Source organism: Streptomyces sp. NPDC096105 (genome assembly GCF_044763335.1).
Lineage (GTDB): Bacteria > Actinomycetota > Actinomycetes > Streptomycetales > Streptomycetaceae > Streptomyces.
In genome coordinates this window covers 369,581-392,638 of record NZ_JBIWGC010000005.1, presented here as the reverse complement: position 1 = coordinate 392,638, position 23,058 = coordinate 369,581, and the positions used below count along the sequence as shown (strand labels likewise).

The 23,058-nt window shown below is 74.9% G+C and carries 16 protein-coding genes; 7 read left to right on the top strand and 9 right to left on the bottom strand.

Annotated features, from left to right (window positions below; genetic code table 11):
- Positions 1-69 precede the first annotated feature (69 nt).
- The 5 genes from ACIQ8B_RS11835 to ACIQ8B_RS11815 are packed head-to-tail and all read right to left on the bottom strand — an operon-like array spanning position 70 to position 8,160.
- Complete coding sequence (locus tag ACIQ8B_RS11835) at positions 70-675, bottom strand: ATP/GTP-binding protein (protein ID WP_106415202.1); 606 nt, start codon at positions 673-675, stop codon at positions 70-72.
- Positions 656-4,309 (bottom strand): hydantoinase B/oxoprolinase family protein, encoded by a 3,654-nt coding sequence (locus ACIQ8B_RS11830; RefSeq protein WP_403546565.1) that lies wholly within the window; start codon positions 4,307-4,309, stop codon positions 656-658. The genes ACIQ8B_RS11835 and ACIQ8B_RS11830 overlap by 20 nt, the downstream gene beginning before the upstream one ends.
- Positions 4,310-4,333: 24 nt before the next feature.
- Positions 4,334-4,729 (bottom strand): DUF742 domain-containing protein, encoded by a 396-nt coding sequence (locus tag ACIQ8B_RS11825; RefSeq protein WP_106415200.1) that lies wholly within the window; start codon positions 4,727-4,729, stop codon positions 4,334-4,336.
- A 9-nt stretch (positions 4,730-4,738) separates the two neighbouring features.
- The gene (locus tag ACIQ8B_RS11820; RefSeq protein ID WP_106415199.1) at positions 4,739-5,173 is read right to left on the bottom strand and encodes a roadblock/LC7 domain-containing protein; all 435 of its coding nucleotides are present in this window, start codon (positions 5,171-5,173) and stop codon (positions 4,739-4,741) included.
- Positions 5,170-8,160, bottom strand: coding sequence for a nitrate- and nitrite sensing domain-containing protein (locus tag ACIQ8B_RS11815; protein WP_403546564.1), 2,991 nt, complete (start codon positions 8,158-8,160; stop codon positions 5,170-5,172). The genes ACIQ8B_RS11820 and ACIQ8B_RS11815 overlap by 4 nt, the downstream gene beginning before the upstream one ends.
- Positions 8,161-8,578: 418 nt before the next feature.
- On the opposite strand from ACIQ8B_RS11815, the gene ACIQ8B_RS11810 reads away from it, so the two are divergent.
- Complete coding sequence (locus ACIQ8B_RS11810) at positions 8,579-9,124, top strand: hypothetical protein (RefSeq protein WP_403546580.1); 546 nt, start codon at positions 8,579-8,581, stop codon at positions 9,122-9,124.
- Between the two features lie 106 nt (positions 9,125-9,230).
- Complete coding sequence (locus tag ACIQ8B_RS11805) at positions 9,231-10,025, top strand: IclR family transcriptional regulator (RefSeq protein ID WP_403546563.1); 795 nt, start codon at positions 9,231-9,233, stop codon at positions 10,023-10,025.
- A 379-nt stretch (positions 10,026-10,404) separates the two neighbouring features.
- On the opposite strand, the gene ACIQ8B_RS11800 is transcribed toward ACIQ8B_RS11805, so the two are convergent.
- From ACIQ8B_RS11800 to ACIQ8B_RS11785, 4 genes are all read right to left on the bottom strand, one after another.
- Entirely contained in the window at positions 10,405-15,030 is a 4,626-nt protein-coding gene (locus ACIQ8B_RS11800) for a hypothetical protein (RefSeq protein WP_403546562.1), read from the bottom strand.
- A gap of 33 nt (positions 15,031-15,063) precedes the next feature.
- Positions 15,064-15,945, bottom strand: coding sequence for a hypothetical protein (locus ACIQ8B_RS11795; RefSeq protein ID WP_403546561.1), 882 nt, complete (start codon positions 15,943-15,945; stop codon positions 15,064-15,066).
- A 112-nt stretch (positions 15,946-16,057) separates the two neighbouring features.
- Complete coding sequence (locus ACIQ8B_RS11790) at positions 16,058-17,584, bottom strand: hypothetical protein (protein ID WP_106415194.1); 1,527 nt, start codon at positions 17,582-17,584, stop codon at positions 16,058-16,060.
- Between the two features lie 104 nt (positions 17,585-17,688).
- The gene (locus tag ACIQ8B_RS11785; RefSeq protein WP_106415193.1) at positions 17,689-18,384 is read right to left on the bottom strand and encodes a GntR family transcriptional regulator; all 696 of its coding nucleotides are present in this window, start codon (positions 18,382-18,384) and stop codon (positions 17,689-17,691) included.
- A gap of 132 nt (positions 18,385-18,516) precedes the next feature.
- On the opposite strand from ACIQ8B_RS11785, the gene ACIQ8B_RS11780 reads away from it, so the two are divergent.
- From ACIQ8B_RS11780 to ACIQ8B_RS11760, 5 genes are read left to right on the top strand one after another with little or no spacing between them, the layout of a single operon-like run.
- The gene (locus ACIQ8B_RS11780; protein WP_403546560.1) at positions 18,517-19,839 is read left to right on the top strand and encodes an MFS transporter; all 1,323 of its coding nucleotides are present in this window, start codon (positions 18,517-18,519) and stop codon (positions 19,837-19,839) included.
- Positions 19,840-19,868: 29 nt separating this feature from the next.
- Positions 19,869-20,693 (top strand): putative hydro-lyase, encoded by an 825-nt coding sequence (locus ACIQ8B_RS11775; RefSeq protein WP_403546579.1) that lies wholly within the window; start codon positions 19,869-19,871, stop codon positions 20,691-20,693.
- A 55-nt stretch (positions 20,694-20,748) separates the two neighbouring features.
- Entirely contained in the window at positions 20,749-21,507 is a 759-nt protein-coding gene (locus ACIQ8B_RS11770) for a LamB/YcsF family protein (protein ID WP_403546559.1), read from the top strand.
- A complete protein-coding gene (pxpB, locus tag ACIQ8B_RS11765; protein WP_290004264.1) occupies positions 21,504-22,133 on the top strand; it encodes a 5-oxoprolinase subunit PxpB in 630 nt (209 codons plus the stop codon). Before ACIQ8B_RS11770 ends, pxpB begins: the two co-directional genes overlap by 4 nt.
- Positions 22,130-23,008 carry a biotin-dependent carboxyltransferase family protein gene (locus ACIQ8B_RS11760; protein WP_403546558.1) on the top strand — a complete coding sequence of 293 codons (879 nt, stop codon included), beginning with the start codon at positions 22,130-22,132 and terminating at the stop codon, positions 23,006-23,008. Before pxpB ends, ACIQ8B_RS11760 begins: the two co-directional genes overlap by 4 nt.
- The last annotated feature ends 50 nt before the right edge of the window (positions 23,009-23,058 follow it).

Here is a 23,058-nt window from a genome sequence, read left to right as displayed (position 1 = left end):
TGACCGGTCCGCCGTACCGCGGCTCGTGCTCCGGCCGGCGGGAGCACGGGCCGCGTCGTCCGGCCGCGGTCAGGTGGCGACCGCGCGGCGCCGCTCGGCGGCCTGGGTCATGGCGTGCTGGACGACGCCGACCAGGACCTCCTTGACCGACTCGCGGTCCCGCGCGTCGCACAGCACCAGCGGCACGTCGTCGTCGAGGTCGAGGGCCCGCCGTACCGCGTCCTCCGGGTAACGGGCTGCGCCTTCGAAGCAGTTGACGCCGACCAGGAAGGGTATGGAGCGCCGCTCGAAGTAGTCGACGGCGGCGAAGCAGTCCTCAAGGCGTCGGGTGTCGGCGAGGACGACCGCGCCGAGGGCGCCCTCGGACAGCTCGTCCCACATGAACCAGAAGCGTTCCTGGCCGGGGGTGCCGAAGAGGTACAGCACCAGGTCCTCGCGCAGCGTGATGCGGCCGAAGTCCATGGCCACGGTGGTGGTGCTCTTCGCCTCGACACCGCTGGTGTCGTCGAGGGGCCGCCCGGCCTCGGTGAGGAGCTCCTCGGTGCGCAGCGGCCGGATCTCGCTGACCGCGCCGACGAGCGTGGTCTTGCCCACGCCGAAGCCGCCGGCCACCAGGATCTTGAGCGTGACGGGCTCGACCGGGGGCTTGCCGCGCTCAGAACGCCCGAGGATCATCGGTCTCTTCTCCTGCTCGACGAGGGTCGGGCGGCGGGCCGTATCCCCCGCCGCCGGGGGTTTCGATGACGAGGACGTCGCCGGGGCCGACGTCCGCCGAGTCGCTGCCGGCGAGCGGGGTGACCGTGCCGTCGGCCCGCTCGATCCGGTTGGCGCCCGTCGCGCCGGGGGCCCCGCCGGCCATGCCGTAGGGCGGCACCCGGCGGTGCTGGGACAGCGTGGAGACCGTCATGGGCTCCAGGAAGCGGATGCGGCGGACGGCTCCGTCACCGCCGCGCCACCGCCCGGCGCCGCCGCTGCCCCGGCGCACCGCGAACTCCTCGAGCCGGACCGGCAGCCGCCACTCCAGGATCTCCGGGTCGGTGAGCCGGGAGTTGGTCATGTGCGTCTGGACGACGGGGGCTCCGGGGTGGCCGTGGCCGGCACCGGAGCCGGACGCCACGGTTTCGTAGTACTGGTGGCGGGCGTTGCCGAAGGTGACGTTGTTCATGGTGCCGGAGCCCTCGGCCTGGACGCCGAGCGCCGCGTAGAGGGCGCCGGTGACGGCCTGTGAGGTCTCGACGTTGCCCGCGACGACGGCGGCCGGGGGTTCGGGCGCCAGCATGGAGCCGGGCGGGACGACGATGCGCAGCGGGCGCAGACAGCCGTCGTTGAGCGGGATGTCGTCGGCGACCAGGGTGCGGAAGACGTACAGGACGGCCGCGTCGACGACGGAGGAGGGCGCGTTGAAATTGGTGGCGAGCTGGGGGGACGTGCCGGTGAAGTCGATGGTCGCGGAACGGTCGGCGCGGTCCACGCTCACCGTGACGCGCAGGACGGCGCCCGAGTCGGTCTCGTAGGCGTACGCGCCGTCGTCCAGGGCGTCGATGACGCGGCGCACCGCCTCCTCGGCGTTGTCCTGCACGTGCCGCATGTAGGCCTGGACGACGTCGAGGCCGTAGGTGTCGATCATGCGGCCGACCTCTTCGACGCCCTTGTGGTTGGCGGCGATCTGGGCGCGCAGGTCGGCGAGGTTGGTCGCCGGGTCGCGGGAGGGGTGGGGCGCCTCGGTGAGCAGGCGCAGGGTCTCCTCCTCGCGGAACCGGCCGTTCTCGGTGAGCAGCCAGTTGTCGAAGAGGACGCCCTCCTCGTCGATGGTGCGGCTGTTCGCGGGCATGGAGCCGGGGGCGATGCCGCCGATCTCGGCGTGGTGGCCGCGGGAGGCGACGTGGAAGAGGACCTCGGGGTCCCGCCGCGTGCCGTCCTCGGGTGCGGTGCCGAAGACGGGGGTGATGACGGTGACGTCGGGCAGGTGGGTGCCGCCGTGGTACGGGTCGTTCACGGCGTAGGCGTCGCCGGGGCGCATGGCGGAGCCGCGCCGTCGGACGACCTCCTTGACGCTGGTGCCCATCGAGCCCAGGTGGACGGGGATGTGCGGGGCGTTGGCCACCAGGTTCCCGTCGGGGTCGAAGAGGGCGCAGGAGAAGTCCAGTCGCTCCTTGATGTTGACGGACTGGGCGGTGGACTCCAGGCGGGCGCCCATCTGTTCGGCGATGGACATGAAGAGGTTGTGGAAGATCTCGAGCAGGACCGGGTCGGCCTCCGTGCCGACGTCGGAACTCTCCGTGACCGCGACGCGTTCCATGACCAGGTGCCCGTCGTCGGTGGTCGCGGCCCGCCAGCCGTCGTCGACGACGGTGGTGGAACCGTCCTCGGCGATGATCGCGGGGCCGGTGACGGTCTCGTCGGGAGGGAGGTCCTCGCGGCGGTGGAGGGGCACGTCGCGCCAGGCGCCGCCGGTGTGGAGGCGGACGGTGGCGGGTGCGGCGGGCCGTCCCGACCAGGTGGCCAGGGCGGAGAGATCAGGGGGTTCGGTGGCGCCGGTGGCTTCGACGGAGAGTGCCTCGACGACGATCGGGCGGTCGAGGGTGAAGGAGTAGGTGGCGCGGTGCCGGTCCTCGAAGGCGCGCCGCATGGTGTCGGGCTCGGTGAGCTCGACGGTGAGGGTGGTGTCGGTGCCGTCGTAGCGGAGCTGGGCCCGGCGGGTGACCTCGACGCGTTCCTCGGGGACGTCCTCGGCGAGGAGCTCGGCGCGGGCCGCCGCCTCCAGTTCGTCGGCGGTCCCGTGGACGGCGGGCATGGCGGCGGGCTCCAGCGGGGCCTCGACGGAGCGTTCCCGCATGGCGGTGGTGTCGGCGAGGCCGATACCGAGCGCGGACAGCACGCCCGCCATGGGGGGCACGAGGACGGTGCGGATGCCGAGGGAGTCGGCGACCATGCAGGCGTGCTGGCCGCCCGCCCCGCCGAAGGTGGTGAGGGCGTACCGGGTGATGTCGTGACCCTTCTGCACGGAGATCCGCTTGACCGCGGCCGCGACATGGGCGACGGCGATCTGGAGGTAGCCCTCGGCGACCTGCTCGGGGGTGCGGTCGTCGCCGGTGCTCCCGTGGATCTCGCGGGCGAGGGCGGTGAAGCGTTCGCGGACCACGTCCGCGTCGAGCGGCCGGTCGCCGCCGGGGCCGAACACGGCCGGGAAGTGGGCCGGCTGGATGCGGCCCAGCATGACGTTGGCGTCGGTGACGGCGAGCGGGCCGCCGCGCCGGTAGCAGGCGGGGCCGGGGTCCGCTCCCGCCGAGTCGGGGCCGACGCGGTAGCGGGAGCCGTCGAAGTGCAGCACCGAGCCGCCGCCCGCGGCGACGGTGTGGATGTCGAGCATCGGCGCGCGCAGCCGGACCCCCGCGATCCGGGTGGTGAAGACGCGCTCGTACTCGCCGGCGAAGTGGGATACGTCGGTGGAGGTGCCGCCCATGTCGAAGCCGATGACCCGGTCGAAGCCGGCGAGCCGCGACATGCGGGCCATGCCCACGATCCCGCCGGCGGGTCCGGACAGGATCGCGTCCTTGCCGCGGAACTGCCGGGCCTCGGTGAGCCCGCCGTTGGACTGCATGAACATCAGCCGTACGCCTTCGAGCGCGTCGGCGACCTGGCGCACATAGCGGCGCAGCACGGGTGAGAGGTACGCGTCGACGACGGCGGTGTCCCCGCGCGGCACCAGCTTCATCAGCGGGCTGACCTCGCTGGACAGCGAGATCTGCGGGAAGCCGACGCGGGCGGCGAGTTCCCCGACGGCCTGTTCGTGAGCGGGGTGGCGGTCGCTGTGCAGGCAGACCACGGCGACGGCCCGGATCCCGTCGTCGTACGCCTGCCGCAGCGGACCGGTGAGGGCGTCGAGGTCGGGGGCGCGCAGCACGGTGCCGTCGGCGGCGACGCGTTCGTCCACCTCGACGACCCGCTCGTGGAGCGGTGACGGCAGGTCGATGCGGCGCGCGAAGATGTGCGGGCGGTTCTGGTAGGCGATGCGCAGGGCGTCGCGGAAGCCGCGGGTGATGACCAGCAGGGTGCGCTCGCCCTTGCGCTCGAGGAGGGCGTTGGTGGCGACGGTGGTCCCCATGCGGACGACGTCGACGGGGTCGCCGGAGCCGTTCAGCAGCGCGCGGACGCCGGCCACCGCCGCGTCGGCGCCGGACGGGTCCGAGCGTCCCGGGTCCGGGTGGTCGGAGAGGACCTTGCGGGTGAGCAGCCGACCGTCGGGGCGGCGCGCGACGATGTCGGTGAAGGTGCCGCCTCGGTCGACCCAGAACTGCCAGCCTGTCACGCCACTACCCCGCTTCCGCGCCGGTCACAGCGCCCGGAGGCCGTTGATCACGTCGCGCAGAATACTCTCGTCCGGCAGCTCGGCCGGGGGGACGGGCCGGTTCACATGGACGAGTTCCGCGTCCACGAGATCACCGACGAGGACCCGGACCACGCCCACCGGCAGGTCGAGTCCCGCGGCGAGTTCGGCGACCGTCTGGGGGATCTCGCGGCACAGTCCGACGATGTCGACGTGTTCCGGGGAGAGGGTGGGGTCCTCCTCCGGGTCGTCCGCGTGCGGCTCCGCGACGACCACGGCGATCAGGTCGAGGCGGTGCTGGGCCGCACTGGTGGTGCGGCCCCGCGTCATGGCGTACGGACGGACGACCGGTCCGGCCTCGTCGTCGAACCAGTGGCTTCTCCCCTGACCGTGAGCGCTCATGCAGGTTCACTACCCGCTCGAGGGCAGATCGGTGCGTGGCGCGGCGCCCAGGTGTGCGCCGACCCGCTTCACCAGGAGGGTCATCTCGTAGGCCACCTGGCCGACGTCGGAGTCGGCGTCGGCGAGGACGGCGAGGCAGCTGCCGTCCCCGGCGGCGGTGACGAACAGGAACGCCTCGTCGAGCTCGACGACGGTCTGGCGGACCTCGCCGGCCTCGAAGTGGCGGCCCACGCCCTTGGCGAGGCTGTGGAAGCCGGAGGCGACGGCGGCCAGATGTTCGCTGTCCTCCCGGGTGAGGTCCTTGGACGCTCCCGTGGGCAGGCCGTCGCCGGAGAGCACGATCGCCTTGCGGATGCTGGCGACGCGGTCCACCAGGTCGTCGAGGAGCCAGTTCAGCTCCCCCTTGTCGTTCGCGGTGTGGCCGGTGGCGCTCGGTTCGGTCATCGACCGTCCCCCTTAGTCCTTCGTCGTGGTGCTGTGCCGCTGCCGGCGTCGTCGCCCGCGGCGTTCTCCTCCCGGCCGCGCTGCCAGCCGCGCTGGAGCGAGGCCATGCGGCTGCGTACTTCGTCCGCGTCCCGTTCGACGGGCCGGGCCCGGTCGGTCTTCCGGGCCGCGGCGTCGCGCTTGAGCTGCGGGGCCAGGCTGGCCTGCCGCACGCGCCGGGGCAGTGCTGCGCCGTCGGGCCGCGGTGTGCCGTCGGGCCGCGGTGTGCCGGTGTCCGTGTCCTCGGCGCACGTGTCGCCGGTGTACGCGTCGCCGGTGACCGGAGGGGAGTCGTCGGGGCCGCCGCCGGTGGTCGCGGGGCGGCGGGAGGAGCCGGTGGGTGCGGGACCGGCGGGCGCGGGGGTGTCGTCGCGCTTCCCCGTGCCGGAGCCGGGCCGGGCGGGGCCGGTGGTGCGCCGGCGGGCGGGCAGGGGCGGCGGTGTCCCCGTGCCCGGCTGCTCCGGGTCACGCGCGGGGAGCTCCGACACGGGCTCCGCGCCGGTCCGGCCGATGGCCCGTCGGCCGGTGCCGCCGCGGCGCCGGGAGGGCAGCGGCGGGGGCTCGTCCGCATCGGGGCGGGTGTGCGGGGCCGCGGTGTCGTCGTCCGTCCGTCCGTCCCGGGCCCGCGGGTCGCGGACCGGGCGGCCGTGGGAGCTGACCAGCTTGGGGGCGGCCCGGCGGGTGAGCGGCACGGGGCCGCTCACCCGCTCGCCGGTCGTCCCGTCCCGGTCGTCCGGGGCGGGATCGTGCCGTGCGGTGTCGTGTCCGGGGGCGTCGTGTCCGGAGGTGTCGCGGCCGGGACGCTCGTCGTCGGTGCGGGAGCGGCGGGACCGGAACAGACCGCCGTGCTCGCGGTCCTCGTCGTCCAGGGCGGGGAAGCCGTCGAGGGCGTCCAGGTCGACGGGCGCCTCCAGTTCGACCGGTCCGTCCAGCACGGAGGCGGGCAGCCCGGGCAGGGCCACGGGCACCTGGGAGAGCGCGGTGCGGCGGCTGTCGGCCGGTTCCTTCTCCGTACGGCGCGGGCGGTCGAGGCGGAATCCGACGCCGTTGGTGTCGGGCACGTCGTCGGTGAGCAGCGCGTCGGGGATGAACACGACGGCCGTGGTGCCGCCGTACGGGGACGGCTGGAGGGAGACGCGGACGTTCTGGCGCTGGGCGAGCCGGCTGACCACGAACAGGCCGAGCCGGTCGGTGTCGGACAGCTCGAACTCCGGTGTCTCCGCGAGCCGGAGGTTGGCGTCGAGCAGCGCGTCGGCGGCCATGCCGAGGCCCCGGTCGTGGATCTCCAGGGTGAAGCCGTTGCCGACGCGCTCGCCGACGACCTGGACCGCGGTGTGCGGCGGGGAGAACACCGTGGCGTTCTCCAGCAGTTCGGCCACCAGGTGGGTGAGGTCGGCGACGGCCGGTCCGGTGACGGCGATCCGGGGCAGCCGTCGGACCTCGATGCGCTCGTAGTCCTCGACCTCGGCGACGGCGGCGCGTACGACGTCCATGAGCTGCACGGGCTTGCGCCACTGGCGGGAGGGGGCGGCGCCGGACAGGATGACCAGGCCCTCGGCGTGCCGGCGCATGCGGGTGGTCAGGTGGTCCAGCCGGAACAGGTCGGCGAGTTCCTCGGTGTCGTCCGTCCGGCGCTCCATCGCGTCGAGCAGGGTGAGCTGCTTGTGCAGCAGCACCTGGCTGCGGCGGGCGAGGTTGACGAAGACCTCGGAGACGCCGGCCCGCAGTTCGGCCTGCTTGACCGCGGCCTCGACGGCGGCGCGCTGCAGGGTGTTGAGGGCCTGGCCGACCTCCCCGATCTCGTTCTTGTCGTACTCCAGGCGCGGGACCTCGGTCTCGACGTCGACCTGTTCGCCGGCCGAGAGGCGGCGCATCACGCTGGGCAGCCGCACCCCGGACGCCTCGTGGGCCTCCAGGCGCAGTTGCCTGAGGTCGCGGATGAGCTTGCGGCCCACGCGCACGGAGAGGAACAGGGAGACGAGCAGGGCGGCCAGGCCGAGCACACCGGCGGCGACGGCCTTGGCGATGACGCCCATGGCGACGGGCCGCACCCGCTCCTGGTAGCGGTCGGTGGCCTGGTCGTTGAGGGTGGCGAGTTCCTCCAGCACCTCCCCGGCGGCGGTGTCCCAGGTCTTGGCGGTGACCCCGCGGGGCGTGCCGTTCTCGGCGAAGACGGCCGCCTGCTCGCCGACCCGCAGCGGGGCGGTGGCGGCGTTCGACCAGAACGTCTCGTAGCGGTCGCGCTCGTCCGCGGGGAGCTGCGGCAGCGCCGACTCGTACAGCAGGGTGCGCTGGGCCATCAGGTCGGAGACGTCCCGCACCTCGGTGGGGGCCAGCTCGCCGACGATCAGCGCGGAGCCGAGCAGGGCGTCCTGGCGGGCGAGCAGTTCGCGGGCACGGGCCAGGTTCACCAGGGCGCGGTACTCCTTGTCGAGGCCGACGTCCTCGACCACGTGCAGGTCGGCCAGCAGCACGTAGCAGGGGTCGACGAGGCGGTTGTAGAGGTCGAGGGCCTGGCGGCGGTCGACGGTGCCGTCGTCGACGCTGCGGCGGAGGGACTGGATGCCCTCGAACGAGTCGAGGACGGCGTCGAGTTTGTCGGAGCCGCCGTGCATGGCCTCGCGCACGCCGTCGGCGGACGCGCTCCTGCGGACGGCGGCCACGGCCTTGTCGGTGGCCGTACGGCTGCGCCTGAGGGCGGAGAGCCCGTCGGCGGCACGGGGGTCGGCGAGATGGACGAGGGTCTGCCGGCGCTCCTGCTGGAGGACGCGGACGGTGTCCTCGACCGGGTAACCGACCTCCTCCATCACGGACGACACGTCGAACAGGTGGCTCGCCTCGCGGCTCGTGATCACCGTGGTGAAGGCCCAGAGCGTGGTCAGGGACACCAGCGGCACGAGAAGCAGCGCCACGATCTTCCGGCGGATGGACTTCCCGCGAAAGCGCATGGCCTCCCCCAGCTCGGCCCCCCGGGTGACCGGGGGCACGCATGTGCGTCAACAAACGGCGCGAGCCTACTACCGCATCGGGGTCAACTCGAAGACCCTGCCGGAGGATTGGGTTCCGGCAGGCGGTCGGTACAGGCTGAGTTGTCCGCCCATTGCGGGAGATTGCCTCCCGGAGCCCGGGACGGGTTTCCCGGCCCTTTCCACCGGGTTACGGGCGGCTGTTGGCCGAAAACTTTCCCGACCGGGAATCTTCACGACGCTCCGCACGTCCTTACCTGTGGGACATGGGGGCGGAATCGGCCACAGGAGCCGTGTCCCGCACCTGGGCAGCGTAAAACAGCGCAAGCCGGGCAGCCAATGGGGAGCCGGGTCTTCGGACATGGGCAGTGGGCTGGCGGCGGTGGGGAGTGACACGGTGATGGGCACGGCGGAGCGGCGCGGGACGTCCGAGGACGGCACTGCGGCGCGGGATGTGACGCGGCGGGGCGCCGCGGTGGCGGAGCGTGTGACGGACGCGGCCGGGCGGCGGGCGGACGACGGCCCCGTCCGGGAAGCGGCCGAGGACCGGCCGGCGTACCGGCCGTTGTGGGTGGAGGAGCCGGCCAAACGGCGCCGCATGCCCGATCCGGTGCGGACGGCCGCGGTGCGATCGGTGCTCGTCATCGCGGTGACGCTGATCCAGGCCATGGTGGCCCTGCTGTGCACGCTGGCCGGGTCCTGGCTCGCCTTCCCGATGGTCGTCAGCAGCGTGGTCAGCACCATCGCGGCCACCTGGGCGGCGCTCGACGTGTGGGTGACCCGCCAGGTGTGGAACCAGCGGCACGGCGTGGTGTCCACGCCCAGCAGCACGGCCCGGGCGCTGCGCCGCGAGCGGCGGCAGGCCCGCCGTCAGCAGCGGGCCGCCGAGCGCGAGCGGACCCGCATACGTCGGCGGGGCGGCACCGGGCAGTTGTCGCACCCGTAGGACGCGCCGTCGGTAGGGTGGCGTTCCGTACGACGCACAGGTGAGTGCGGTGCGCGACGGCCCGGCGGCCCGCGCGCACCGGGCGTTCGGAGGGACGGGGCCGGCCATGACCCCTGCGGGACGGCCCGCAGAGCGGGAGAAGAGCGCGAACGGCGCCGTGCGGTCCGTGGACCGCGCGGTGAGCGTGCTGGAGATCCTCGCCCGGCGCGGTGAGGCCGGGGTCACGGAGATCGCCGACGAACTGGGCGTGCACCGCTCCACCGCGTTCCGGCTGCTGGGCGTTCTGGAGAACCGCGGTCTGGTCGCGCAGGCCGGCGACCGGGGCAAGTACCACCTCGGGGCCGGTGTGCTGCGCCTCGCGGGCGCGGCGGCCGTGCGGCTGGACGTCTCGCAGGAGGCCGTCCCGGTCTGCCGGGACCTCGCCGACGAGCTGGGCGAGACGGTGAACACCGCGGTGCTGGACGAGGACGCCGCCGTCAACATCATGCAGGCGCGCGGTACGGCCGCCGTGACCGCGCAGGACTGGCTGGGCCGGCGCACAGCGCTGCACGCGACGTCCAGCGGCAAGGTGTTCCTGGCCCACATGGCGCCCGCGCTGCGCGAGGACCATCTGGCCCGCCCGCTGCGCCGGTTCACGGAGCACACCGTCACGGAGGCGTCCGTGCTGCGCGACGAGCTGGAGCGGGTGTCGGAGCGGGGGTACGCGGCGACGCGCGAGGAGCTCGAACTGGGACTCGTCGCCGTCGCGGCACCGGTCCACGCGCACGACGGCGCGGTGATCGCCGCGATCAGCGTCTCGGGCCCGGTGTTCCGGATGACGCCGGATCGCCTGCCCCGGCTGGGCTCCAGGACGGCGGCCGCAGCGGAGGAGCTGTCGCGGCGGATGGGGTACGGCTTCTAGGCGCCGAACGCGGCGAGGGCGGCGGCGGACGGCCGGCGCCACCGCGCACCCGAGCGGGGCGGGGCGGCACGTCACGCCCTTGGGCGGCGCCGCGCGGGTCGTCAGGCTCGACGCGTCGGGGACCACGGCGTCGAAGGTCATGCCGCCGGGGACCGTGTGATTGGCGGTCGGGGCGGGCGGGCGGCCCGCTCAAGCACGGACCGTCCGGCGCGCCCGGGACGTTTCCCCCATGGCCCCGAGCGCAGACCGGCCGGTCACGCCAACGCGAGCGGCCGGCACCGGGGAGCGGGACCCGGTGCGTGGCGGGGCGTGGCAGCCCCGGCCCCGCAGCCGAAGCGACCGGCGGTCACGGCGCCGCGAGGTGCTCCGCGGCCGCCGCTCAGGTCGTCGCGGCCGGCCGTTTGAACATGCGGGTGGCGGTGATCTCGCTGTGGGTCTCCTGGCCCGGGTCCGGCTGGGGGAGGCCGGGGCGGAGGTGTTCCTCCACGCTGATGTACTTCAGGCCCGCCCTCAGGTCGGCGTCGTTGCGGAGGCGGATGACCAGCGGGAACTCGGCCAGGGCCGTGGTGTCGAACAGGCCGGTGGTGTACAGCAGCTGGACGCCGAGCGCGTCGGCGACCGCCCGCTGGAGCTCCAGCAGGTAGGTGGCGTTGGCCCGGCCGATGGGGTTGTCGAGGAACAGCGTCCCCGCGTGCCGGTGCTTGTCGCGGCCCCGGTCGTTCGAGCGCAGCGCGGCCATCGTGCAGTACAGGGCGATGGCCGCGGTGAGCAGCTGCCCGCCGGAGAAGACGTCGCCCATCTGCCCGACCGGCACCCGCTCGGCGCGCAGCACCGCGTCGGGCTTGAGGATCTCCACGGCGACGCCCTTGGGCCGCAGGGCGGCGGCGACCCCGCGCAGGAGCAGGGACATGCCGTCCCGCCGCAGGTCGGAGTTCTTCTTGACGGCTGCCCGGGTGGCCTCGTCGATGACCTCGCCGAGGCGCTCGGTGAGGGTGGCCTGGTCGGGCTCCTCGAAACGGATGCGCAGGAACTCCTGCCCGGACCACTCCCCCAGGCCCTCCGGCAGCCGGGACAGCCGCTGGGCCGAGCGGAGGGTGGCGAGGGCGGACTCGACCAGGCCGCGCAGCCGGTCCACGATCGAGTCGCGGTTGCGCTCCAGCTGCTCCAGCTCGTCGGTGAGCACCCGCAGCCGGGGGGCGAAGGCGTCGGCCCACTTCTTGGCGTGCTCCGGCAGCGCGGAGGCGGGCAGTTCGCGGATCTGCTGGCGGGCCGGGGTGCGGACCTGTTCGTACCGGGTGGAGTTGGCGTGCCGCACCAGCACGTCGCCGGCCTCGCGCACCGCGGCCTCGGCGGCGGACAGGTCGGCGGCGCAGCCGCGCAGCGAGCGGCGTGCCTCGGCGGCGGACCGCCGGGCGTCGTCGAGACCGCCGGGGTAGGCCTCGGGCTGCTCCTGCTCCTCCTCGGCGGCGTGCTCGCGCAGCAGGTCGCGGAGCATGACGGCGATCTCGTCGAAGCCGCCGGCCGCGTCCTCGGCGGCCCGGTGGGCGGCGAGGAGTTCGGCGTGCGCCTCCCGGGCCTGGCGCAACTGCTCCTCGCAGGCGGCGAGTTCGGCGGTGGCGGTGCGCAGGAGGGCCTGGGCGTGCTCGGCGTCGCGCGGGACCAGCTCCTCGGGCAGCTCGGTGTGCGCCTCGCCGTCCGCCGGGGCGAGCCGCTCGGCTTCGCCGCGGAGCCGGCCGAGCTGCTCGCTCGCGCCGGACATGCGGGTCTCCAGCAGCTGCACCAGTTCCTCGGCGCGGGCCGCGGCGGCCTGCCGGCTGGGCCCGTCGGCCCCGTCGGGCGACTCCAGCAGCTGCTCGGCGCGGGTGCGGACCTTGTTGCTGAGCCGGTCCAGTTCGGCGCGCGCGGCGCTCTCGTCGCTCTCCGCGCGGGCCTGCTCGGCGCGCAGGTCGGCGCCGACGCCGACCTTCTCGTACACCTGGGACGCGGCGCGGTAGGCCTCCCGCAGGGCGGGCAGGGACGCCTGCGGGGCGCCGTCGCCGTCCTCGGGCAGGTCGTCGGGGGCGCCGGCGATCTCGGCGCGCTCGGCGCGCAGGGCGCGGGCGGTGCGCCGGGCGTCGTCGGCGGCGCGCTGGGCGGCGCGCCGGTCCTCGTCCGCGGCACGGGCCCGCTCCAGGCAGGACTGGGCGCGGGCCTCCGCCTCGGCGGCGTCGTCGGCCAGTTCGCGCAGCTTGGCCTGCCATCCGGCGCGTTCGCGCAGCCGGAAGGCGAGCCCGGCGAGGGCGTCGGCGGCGCGCCGGGCCTTCTGGGCGGCCTCCTGCCGTTCGTCCCGGACCCGGACCGCCTCGGCGGCCGCTTCCTCGGCCTCCGCCCGGAGGCCGCGCGCCTCCGCGAGTTCGGCCTCGGCCTCCTCGGTGAAGGTCCGTGCCTGCTCGGCCGCGGCGGCCAGTTCGGCGAGGCGTCCGGCCGGGCAGCCGGTGCGCCAGGAGGCGAGCCGGGCGGCGAGTTCGCGGTCCTTGCCGAGCCGGGCGGCGAGCGTCCGGATCTCCTCGTCCCGCTCGGCGGCCCGGGCGCGCAGCGCCTGCCGCTCCTCGTCGGCGGCGTGCTCGTCGTGCATGGCCGGGTTCGGCGGTACGAGGAACACGTCGCCGGAGTCGGACGCGGGCGTGGGCGCGAGCAGGGCGGCTGCGGTGCCGACGGCGACGGCGGACCGGGGCAGCAGGGCGGCGTCGCCGAGCGCCTCGCGGGCGCGGGCGTGGGAGTCGGGGTCGGTGATGACGACGCCGTCGACGAGTTCGGGGCGGGCCGCCAGCACGCGCGCGTGGTCGGCGGGGTCGACGGCCTGGGCGAGGTAGCGCCACCCGGGGAGGGCGGGGATGCCGTGCTCGCCGAGGAACTCGACGGTGGCCAGTACGTCGGGGCCGGGCGGCAGCAGTCCGCCGTCGCCGAGGGCACCGAGGACGCGGGCGTCGTCCGCGGCGGCGGTGCGCAGCTCGAACAGCTGCCGCTCGGCGGAGGACACGGCGTCGTCGAGCAGCTCGCGCAGCTCGTCGGCGAACCGGTCGAGTTCCTCCGCGCTCAGCCCGCCCTCGCGGGGACCGCTCCCCGCCGTGTCGGTGTCCGTGCGCCGGCCCGGCACGGCCGCCCGGCGCTTGCCGGAGGCGCCCGGCAGGCTCAGCAGCTCCGCCAGCCGCTGTTCGGCGGCGAGGGACTCGGCGGTGCGCCGCTCGCTGTCGTGGGCGCGCTCGGCCGCCGTGGCCGCGTCGGCGGCGCGGGCGGCGGTGAGTTCCGCGCGGCTCTCGGCGGCGGCCGTCTCACGGGCGTGCTCGGTGGCCCGGCGGGCGGACTCGCGGGCGGTGTCCCAGGCGGCGACGGCGGTCTTCTCGGCGTCGCTGGCCGCGAGGGCGGCGCGGGCCGGGTCGGCATCGGGGGCGCTGTCGTCGAGCCAGCCGGCCCGGACGGCCTCGGCGGTCTCCTGCTCGACCTCGGCGAGCCGCTGCCGCAGGTGGCCGATCTCGCTGCGGGCGCGCTGCGCCTCGGTGGCGGCGGCGGTGGAGTCGCGGTGGGCGCCGTCGCCGGCCTCCTGGAGCGCGGCGGAGCGCGCCTCCTCCTCGTTGGCGTGGTTCTCGGCCTTCTGCGCGGCGGCGTGCAGGGCGCGGACCAGGTCGACGGCGGCCTTGGCGCGTGCGGCGAGGGCCGGGGCGGCGTCCCGCTCGGCCTCCTGGATCGCGGCGGACACCCGCGCCACCCGGTCGGCGGCGGCCCGGTGGCGTAGCACGGACTCGGCGGCCTGCCAGGCGGAGTGGAGTGTGCGCGCGTCGGCCAGTTCGCGCTTCTGGGCGGCGGCGGACTTCTCGGCGGCGGCGAGCGCCAACGAGGCGTGGCGGTAGGCGAGTTCGGCGGAGACACGGGCGCTGTGCCCGCGGGCGGTCTCGGCCTGGGCGACCGCGTGCGCGGCGGCGGTGACGCGGTGGGCGAGGTCGGCCGCGCGCTCCCGCTCCTGGGCGCCCCGCGCGGAGAGCCGGCGGGCGAGGGCGCGGGTGCGGCGCTCGGCGGAGGCGTGGATCTCCCGGGCCCGGGTGCGGGCGTCGGCGGCCTCGACGATGCGGCCGAGCAGGTCGACGGACCCGGCGGTGAAGTCCCGTTCGGCGATGAGTTCGGCACGCCGGCCCAGCTTGTTGCCGAAGCCGCTGACCAGGTCGGCGAGTCCGTCGGTGTCGCGGGTGTCGGTGACGGCGCGCAGCAGCAGGTCGGTGAAGTCGGAGTCCTTCTTCACCGCGAAGAGACCGGCCGCCTCGCCCTCGTCTGCGTTCATCTCCCGTTGGTAGCGGAAGAGTTCGGGGTCGAGTCCGAGGTCACCGAGGTGTTCGGTCCAGCGTTCGTGGATCTCCTCCCAGTGCACCTCCAGGTGCGGGTAGGTCTTGCCCGCCTCGGTGAGGGCGTCACGGAAACCCTTCATGGTGCGGCGCCGGCCACGGGCACCGGACTGGCCCTCGACGGGCGGGCGCACGGAGGTGGCCTCGGCGACGGGGAGGTTGTCCAGGCTGAGGCCGGGACCGGGACGGAAGGAGTACCAGGCCTCGGCGAACTTCCGCGGGTCGTTGGAGACCTGGCGGCCGCGCCATTCGCTGACCTTGCCGACGACGACGCACTCGCCGGTCTGCACGTGCTGCCATTCGAGCGCCACGTGGCCGCAGTCGTCGGCGAGCAGGAACTTGCGCAGCACGCCGGAGCTGGCGCCGCCGAGGGTGTTGCGGTGCCCGGGGAGCATCACGGAGAAGATCAGCTTCAGCAGGACGGACTTGCCGCCGCCGTTCTCCAGGAAGAGCACGCCGGCGGGCGCGGGCCTGCGGGGCGGGCCGACGGGCTCGTCCGCGAAGAACTCCGCCTGCGTCGGTGCCGGGTTCGGCACGGTGGCGCCGACGCCGCGCAGGTCGAGCACGGTGTCGGCGTAGCGTGCGCCCGCCGGTCCGATGGAGTAGAGGCGGACCCGGGACAGCTCGTACATGGCGGACTCTCGTGAGGCTTCGTGGGGTGGGGGTCAGACGGAGTGGAAGGGGAGGCCGGCGTCGGCGACCAGGTCCAGGTCGTCGCCGTCCTCGGGCGGCAGCAGGGTGGGGGTGCCGTCGGTGACGGGGACGACGCCGAGGTCGAGCAGTTCGGCCATGGCGGCGCTGCCCGCCATGTCGCGGACCTGGAGCTGGTAGCGGGCGGTGGTGCGGTAGGTGCCGCCGTTGTCGTCGCCGGTGCGCTGGAGGAAGCCGGAGTCGGTGAGGAAGGAGACGGCCTTGGCGACGATGCCGGTGGTGGATCCGGCCAGGCGGCGGGCGTCCTTGGTGGCGCCGGTGGCGCTGCGCCGGGACCAGATCCGCCAGGCGGCCTCGAGTCCGGGGGCGTCGGTGGCCGGGTCGGTGTTCTCGCCCTGTTCGGCGGCCCGCTCCTCCAGGCGGTGGCAGGCCTGGCGGACGAAGGCGTCGACGCCGTTGACCGTGACGCGTCCGATGTAGCCGTCGTCGGCGAGGTCCTCGGGGCGGGGGAAGGCCATGGCGGCGACGGCGAGGTGGGCGAGTCCGTGCAGGAAGCGGTCGCCGCCGTCGGCGGAGGCGCGGCGCGCGTAGTCGCCCATGCGGACGGCGAAGACGGAGTCCTCGGCGGCGGTGACGGCCATGCCGGCGCGCGGGGACACCTCCAGGACGACGAGTCCGAGGCCGGTGGCCACGGCGTCGGCGAGCCGCGCGAACGGCGGGTCCTCCCGGTAGCGGCGCAGCAGGTCGGCGTACTCCTGGTCGCGGGCGGGCTGGAGCTTGGGCTGGAGGCCGAAGGCGACGAGCCGGGCCGCGTCGGCGGCGTCGGCGGGCGTGACGACGGTGCTCGCCGGCGTCGCCGCGGGCTCCGGCTCGCTCCGGTCGGCGTGCTCGGTCACGGTCGGGGCTCCTCGGTACGGGCGAAATCGGTACGGGCGAAATCGGTGCGGGCGAAATCGGTGCGGACGGTCCCGGTGCGGGGGGTGTCGCCGCGGGCTGCTCGGGTCGCGGTCACGCCGCCTCCGCACGGTCCGCGGCCATGCCCGCCGCGTCCAGCAGGGCCGTGCCCACGATGAGGTCGGCGCCGCCGAACTCGGGGTCGTCGAGTGCGGTGCCGTCGTCCACGGCGAACAGCAGTTTCCGCTCCCCCTGGCGGTAGGCGGTGCCGACCGGCGGGCTGGCGGCGTGGACCGCCAGCAGGGCGACCAGGTAGGGCAGCTCGGGGTCCTTGCGGCGGGCCTCGGCGAGCAGCCCGGACAGCCGGCGCGGCGCGTCGGCCGGGAGGTCCAGCAGTTCGGTGGCGGCCGCGAGCTGCTCCTCGCTGAAGCGGCTGTCGTCGGGGGTGGCGATGAGGTCCGGCTCGGGCATCTCGGCACCGAGGTGTTCCCGCTCCACGGGCGGGGTCAGCAGGATCTCGACGAGGTCGGCGACCCGGACGGACACGGGTGTGCGCAGTCCGGTGCCGTGGGCGAAGAACGCGTCGGTGACCCGGGACGCCTGCTCCACGGGGAGCGGCAGCAGGGGCGCGAGGAGTTGGCCGTAGAGGTCGGTGCCGGCGGCCGCGGCGGGGGTGGCGAAGGCCTGCCGGTCCTGCTCGGCGCGGAACAGCGGGCCGGCCTCCAGCAGCCGGGACTGCAGCTGGGTGTGACGGCGGATGCAGTCCTTGACGATGTCCACCAGCTCGGCGGCGCGGCGCTTGTGCCCGGGGTCCTCGGACTCGTCGCGGGCCTTGCGGATGTTGGTGAGGATCGCGTTCTCGTGGCGGTAGCGGTCGGCGACGTGGTCGAGCGCCTCGGCGATCATGTCGGGCACGGCGCTGAGCCAGTCCACCGCGCGGACGTTGCGCCGGGTGGCCTCCAGGGCGCGGCGCAGGGTCTCGGAGTACTGCACCGTGCGGTAGCGGGCCTGCTCGGCGGCGAGCTGGGCGTCGGCGAGCCTGCCCCGGCTGATCAGCACCTCGAGCTTGACCTCGGCGGCGATCTGGGCGCTGGTGACGTCCGTGTCGAGGGCGCCGACCAGGACGTTGACCGCCTCGTCGGTGGTGCGCAGGTACACCGTGCCGCCGGGTCCCGGGACCTCTTCGATCAGTTTGAAGTCGTAGTCGCGGCGGACGTACGTGCCGTCCGGGCCGAACACGCCGTACACGGCGCGGAAGCCGCGGTCGACGCTGCCGACGTTGATCAGGTTCTCCAGGACCCAGCGGGCCACCCGCTCGTGCTCGGCCGCGGGGCGGTCGGGGGCCTGCGCGGCGGCGCGCGGGACGAGCCGGGCGACGATCTGCTCGTGGTCGGCGCCGGTGTCGAAGTCCATGGTGAGCGTGACCAGGTCGATGGCGGCGAGGGCGATCTCCGCCATGCCGTACACCGAGTACTCGCCCGCGAGATTGGCCTTGCGGGCGTCCAGGTCGTGCAGCGGCGCGGTGCACGCGAGCGCGCGCAGCCGCCGCGCCAGTCCTTCGTCGGCGGCCGGGCCCGGCGCGGGGCGCGGCCCCGCGCTGAGCTGGGGCGGAACGCTGTCCGTCGATGCAGGCGAAGTCACGGTGCACAGACTAGGTCCTCGGTCCGACAACGGCCCAAACGAGGCAGAAGCGCCCCGTTCCCGCGGCCTGCGGACCACCCGCACCGGCCGGTTTCCCCGCGGTCCTACTCCCCGTCCCCGACCCGGCGCCGGTAGACCTCCACCACCCGTTCCAACGACAGGTCGAGGTAGGCCGCGAGCAGGCGCTCGGCCGCGTCCCGGTCGCCCGCCTGAAGAGCCTGGAGAATCTCGACATTTCGCGCGATGTACGGTTCGTGCAGCCGCTGCGGCTCGTCCACCACGTGGAAAGCGAGCCGCAGTTCGGCGAAGACGCTGCGCATCAGCTCGGCGGTGCGCTCGCCGGAGGCGAGGGCGACCAGCTCCTGGTGGAAGTGGATGTTGGCCGTGCCCACCGCTTTCCAGTCACCTTCGCGCGCCGCCCGCTGCCCCTGCGCGACCGCCCCGGCGAGCCCGTCGAGGGCGTAGGGCGGCTCGCCCAGCCCGCGGACGACGGCGCACTCGACGAGCCGGCGGGTGCGGTAGATGTCCTCGACGTCCTCGACGGTCAGCACCCGGACGAACACGCCCCGGTTGAGCTCGTGGACGAGCAGCCGTTCATGGGTGAGCAGCCGGAACGCCTCGCGCAGCGTGTTGCGGGAGACCCCGAGGGCGCCGCCGATGCTGTCCTCCGACAGCCGGGTGCCGGGCGGGAAGAACCCCTCGGCGATGCGGCTCCTGAGGATGTCCGCGACGCGCTCGGCGGTGCTGGTGCGGCCCAACAGGGCGCGGTCGTCGGCGAGTCCGCTCGTCTGCTCTGCCATGCCTGAATTCAAGCGCACGCGGAAGAACGAGACAACATGGGTATTGAAGGATCGTTCAACGATCCTCTACCTTGCTGGGCACCGGCACGGCTCACTCCTTTCCTGCACCCCCGTCCTTTCTGCGAGGTGCCCATGAGCACGACCCCTTCTCCGCCCCACGCCCTCACCGGCTCCCCACCCCCCGCCAAGCCCGAACCCCCGTCCGAGGACAGGGCGTTCGGCTGGCTGCGCGCACTCGGTCCGCGCGGCCGGCGCGCGTTCGGCGGCGCGTTCGGCGGTTATGCCCTGGACTCGTACGACTACTTCACGCTGCCGCTGACGATGGTGGCGCTGTCCGCGTACTTCGGCCTGAACAGCGGCCAGACCGGTCTGCTGACGACCGTGACCCTGCTCGTCTCGGCGGTCGGCGGCGCCCTCGCGGGTGTGCTGGCGGACCGCATCGGCCGGGTCAGGGCGCTGCTGCTGACGGTGATCACCTACGCGGTGTTCACCGTGGCCTGCGGCTTCGCCCCCAACTACGAGACGCTGCTGGTCTTCCGCGCCCTGCAGGGCCTCGGCTTCGGCGGCGAGTGGGCGGTCGGCGCGATCCTGGTCGCCGAGTACGCCGGCGCCCGGCACCGGGGCCGCACCCTCGGCGCGGTGCAGAGCTCCTGGGCCGTCGGCTGGGCCCTGGCCGTGATCGTCTACACGGCGATCTTCTCCCTGGTCGACGACGACCTGGCCTGGCGCGTGATGTTCTGGACCGGCGCGCTGCCCGCGCTGCTCGTGGTGTGGGTGCGGCGCAGCGTGCAGGACGCGCCGGAGGCGGCCGCCGCCCGGGAGAACAGCGTGCACAAGGGATCGTTCGCGGCGATCTTCCAGCCGGCCCGCGCGGGCTCTCCCGGTCTGCTGCGCACCACCCTGTTCGCGGTCCTGCTCTCCACCGGCGTGCAGGGCGGTTACTACACCCTCGCCACCTGGGTGCCGACCTACCTCAAGACCGAGCGCGGCCTGTCGGTCGTGGGCACCGGCGGCTACCTCACGTTCCTCATCTCGGGCGCGTTCCTCGGGTACCTGACGGGCGGTTACCTCACGGACCGGCTGGGCCGCCGGCGCAACATCTGGCTGTTCGCCCTGCTGTCGGCGGTGTGCATCGTGGCGTACACGAACATCCCGGACGGCGCGAACACCCTGGTCCTCGTCCTCGGTTTCCCGCTCGGGTTCTGCATGTCGGCGATCTTCAGCGGCTTCGGCTCCTACCTGAGCGAGCTGTACCCGACGGCCGTGCGCGGCACCGGCCAGGGCTTCACCTACAACACCGGCCGCGCCGTCGGAGCCGTCTTCCCCACCACCGTCGGCTTCCTCGCCGACGGCTGGGGCGTCGGCGGCGCCCTGGTCTTCGGCGCGATCGGCTACGGCCTGGCCGCGCTGGCGCTGCTGGGACTGCCGGAGACGCGCGGGAAGGAGCTGGAGTGAACGCCGCCGACGACACCGTCCGCACCGCCGTGGACGAGCGCCCTGTGGTGCCCGCCGGCCACCTCGCCGACGACACCGCGCGCGCGTGGAGCCCGCGGACGGCCCGCGCCCGCTTCCGGGAGGGCCTGGCGGTGCCCACGGCCGGCGTGGCCGCCGGGTACACCCAGGCCAACCTGGTCTCCGTGCCCGCCGACTGGGCGTACGACATGCTGCTGTTCTGCCAGCGCAACCCGCGCGCGTGTCCGGTCCTCGACGTCACCGACGCCGGTTCCGCCACCACCGTGCTCGCCCCGGACGCCGACCTGCGCACCGACCTGCCGCGCTACCGGGTGTGGGAGCACGGCGAGCTGGTGGACGAGCCGACGGACGTGCGGGCGTACTGGCGGGACGATCTGGTGTCGTTCCTCATCGGCTGCAGCTTCACCTTCGAGTGGGCGCTCGCGGCGGCCGGCGTGCCGCTGCGCCACCTGGAGCAGGGCCGGAACGTCCCGATGTACGTGACGACGTGGCAGTGCCGCCCGGCGGGGCGGCTGAGCGGCCCGATGGTGGTGTCGATGCGGCCCGTGCCGCCGGAACACCTCGACGCCGCCATCCGGGAGAGCAGTCTGATGCCCGCCGTGCACGGCGGTCCGGTGCACTGCGGCGACCCGTCCGCGCTGGGCGTCGACGACCTGGACCGTCCCGACTTCGGCGACCGGGTGGACCTCGCACCGGACGACATCCCGGTGTTCTGGGCCTGCGGGGTCACCCCCCAGGCGGCGGTCATGGCCTCCCGGCCGCCGTTCGCCCTCACGCACGCGCCGGGCCGGATGTTCGTGGGCGACGCGCGGGACGAGCAGTTCCGCGTGGTCTGACCGGCCCCCGCACGGCGCCCGCCGGCCCTCACCCGCACGAAGGAACGAAGGATTCATGACCTCGATCGATCTGAACGCCGACCTCGGCGAGGGGTTCGGCCACTGGCGGCTCACCGACGACGAGCGGCTCCTGTCGGTGGTGACCAGCGCCAACGTGGCCTGCGGCTTCCACGCCGGGGACGCTCCCACCATGCGCCGGGTGTGCGAACTCGCCGCCGCGCGCGGGGTGCGGATCGGCGCCCAGGTCTCCTACCGCGACCTGGCCGGGTTCGGGCGGCGCGCGATGGACGTGCCGCCCGCCGAACTGGCGGCCGAGGTGGCGTACCAGATCGGCGCCCTCGAGGTGTTCGCCCGCGCGGCGGGGAGCCGGGTGGCGTACGTCAAGCCGCACGGCGCGCTCTACAACCGCGTGGTGCGCGACGAGGAGCAGGCCCGCGCGGTGGTGGACGGGGTGGTCCTCGCCGACCCCGCGCTGCCCGTGCTCGGGCTGCCCGGCTCCCGGCTGCTGGAGGTGGCCGCCAGAACGGGGCTGCCGGCGGTCGAGGAGGCGTTCGCGGACCGCGCGTACACCGACGAGGGCACCTTGGTGCCGCGCGGCGAGGAGGGCGCCCTGGTCACCGATCCGGGGGCCGTTCTGGAACGTTCGGTGGGCCTGGCCCGGAGCGGGGAGGTCGTGGCGCTCTCGGGGCGGCGGATCCGGATGAGGGCCCGTTCCCTGTGCCTGCACGGCGACACGCCGGGCGCGGTGGACCTGGCGCGACGGGTGCGGGACGCCCTGGAGGCGTCCGGGGTCCGGGTGGAGGCGTTCGCATGAGGACGCTGCCCGTCGGCGAGGACGCGCTGCTCGTCGAGGTCGCCACGGGCGAGGAAGCACAGGCGCTCCTGGCGGAGCTGCTGCGCCGCCGCGCGGAGGGGGAGCTGACGGCCCGTGAGATCGTCCCGGCGGCGCGTACGGTGCTGCTCGACGGCCTGCCCGATCCTGCCCGCCTGGCCGCCGAACTGACCTCGCGCCCGGTGCCGCCCGCCCCGCCGCGTCCGGCCGGGACGGTCGAGATCCCGGTGCGCTACGACGGCCCGGACCTGGCGGACGTGGCCGCGCACTGGGGCGTCACGCCGGCGGAGGCGGCCCGCCTGCACGCGGACGCCGAGTACCGCGTCGCGTTCTGCGGGTTCGCCCCCGGTTTCGGCTACCTCACCGGTCTGCCCGCCCGCTACGAGGTGCCCCGCCGGTCCGCCCCGCGCACGTCCGTCCCGGCGGGCTCGGTGGCCCTCGCCGGACCGTACACCGGCGTCTACCCGCGCTCCTCCCCCGGCGGCTGGCAGCTCATCGGCACCACCGACCTGGTGCTGTGGGACCACACCCGGGAACCCGCGGCGCTGCTCTCCCCCGGCACGCGCGTGCGGTTCGTCCCGGTGACCCCGACGGGGCCGGCGGCATGACGGACCGCGCGCTCTCCGTCGTACGGGCGGGGGCCCTGACGACCGTTCAGGACCGCGGCCGCCCCGGCCACGCCCACCTCGGCGTCCCCCGCTCCGGCGCGCTGGACGGCCCGGCCGCCGCGCTCGCCAACCGCCTGGTGGGCAACGGCCCGGACGCGGCCGTCCTGGAGACCACCCTCGGCGGCTGCTCCCTGCGGCCCCGCTCCGCCGTCACGGTGGCGGTCACCGGGGCGCCCTGCCGGGTCAGGGTGGACGGACGCCCCGCCGCCTGGGGCGCGCCGGTGCGGGTGCGCGCCGGGGCCGTGCTGGACGTCGGGCCGGCGGTCCTCGGCGTCCGCGCCTACGTCGCCGTCTCCGGCGGGGTCGCCGTGGAGCCGGTGCTGGGCAGCCGCTCCACGGACCTGCTGTCCGGTCTCGGTCCGGCGCCGCTGGCGGACGGGACGGTGCTGCCGCTCGGTGCGCCGACGGGCCGCCACGCGCGCGTGGACGTGGCGCCGCAGGCGGCGCCGCCCGCCGAACTCGTCCTGCGCGTGACGCCGGGGCCGCGCGACGACTGGTTCACCGCGGAGGCGCTGCGGCGCTTCCTGTCCGGCACGTTCTTCGTCTCGCCGGCGAGCAATCGCATCGGACTGCGTACGACGGGTCCGGTGCTGGAGCGCGCGCGGTGCGATGAGCTGCCCAGTGAGGGAATGGTCCTGGGGGCGGTCCAGGTGCCGCCCGCCGGGACGCCGGTGATCTTTCTTGCCGATCACCCCACGACCGGCGGCTATCCGGTCATCGCCGTGGTGCACGCGGCGGATCTGTCCGCGGCGGCGCAGGCCCGGCCGGGGACGCCGGTGCGGTTCGTCGCCGCGCGGGCCCGCCGGGGTCGCTGAGGCGCCTGGGGGCCGCGCCCCCGGGCCCCCCTCGCCGGCCCTGGCGGACC

Excerpts from the sequence above, each read along its gene's own strand:
- ACIQ8B_RS11835 (WP_106415202.1), bottom strand. The coding sequence starts at position 675 with ATGATCCTCGGGCGTTCTGAGCGCGGCAAGCCCCCGGTCGAGCCCGTC.
- ACIQ8B_RS11825 (WP_106415200.1), bottom strand. The coding sequence starts at position 4,729 with ATGAGCGCTCACGGTCAGGGGAGAAGCCACTGGTTCGACGACGAGGCC.
- ACIQ8B_RS11820 (WP_106415199.1), bottom strand. The coding sequence starts at position 5,173 with ATGACCGAACCGAGCGCCACCGGCCACACCGCGAACGACAAGGGGGAG.
- ACIQ8B_RS11815 (WP_403546564.1), bottom strand. The coding sequence starts at position 8,160 with ATGCGCTTTCGCGGGAAGTCCATCCGCCGGAAGATCGTGGCGCTGCTT.
- ACIQ8B_RS11810 (WP_403546580.1), top strand. The coding sequence starts at position 8,579 with ATGGGCACGGCGGAGCGGCGCGGGACGTCCGAGGACGGCACTGCGGCG.
- ACIQ8B_RS11805 (WP_403546563.1), top strand. The coding sequence starts at position 9,231 with ATGACCCCTGCGGGACGGCCCGCAGAGCGGGAGAAGAGCGCGAACGGC.
- ACIQ8B_RS11800 (WP_403546562.1), bottom strand. The coding sequence starts at position 15,030 with ATGTACGAGCTGTCCCGGGTCCGCCTCTACTCCATCGGACCGGCGGGC.
- ACIQ8B_RS11785 (WP_106415193.1), bottom strand. The coding sequence starts at position 18,384 with ATGGCAGAGCAGACGAGCGGACTCGCCGACGACCGCGCCCTGTTGGGC.
- ACIQ8B_RS11780 (WP_403546560.1), top strand. The coding sequence starts at position 18,517 with ATGAGCACGACCCCTTCTCCGCCCCACGCCCTCACCGGCTCCCCACCC.
- ACIQ8B_RS11770 (WP_403546559.1), top strand. The coding sequence starts at position 20,749 with ATGACCTCGATCGATCTGAACGCCGACCTCGGCGAGGGGTTCGGCCAC.
- pxpB (WP_290004264.1), top strand. The coding sequence starts at position 21,504 with ATGAGGACGCTGCCCGTCGGCGAGGACGCGCTGCTCGTCGAGGTCGCC.
- ACIQ8B_RS11760 (WP_403546558.1), top strand. The coding sequence starts at position 22,130 with ATGACGGACCGCGCGCTCTCCGTCGTACGGGCGGGGGCCCTGACGACC.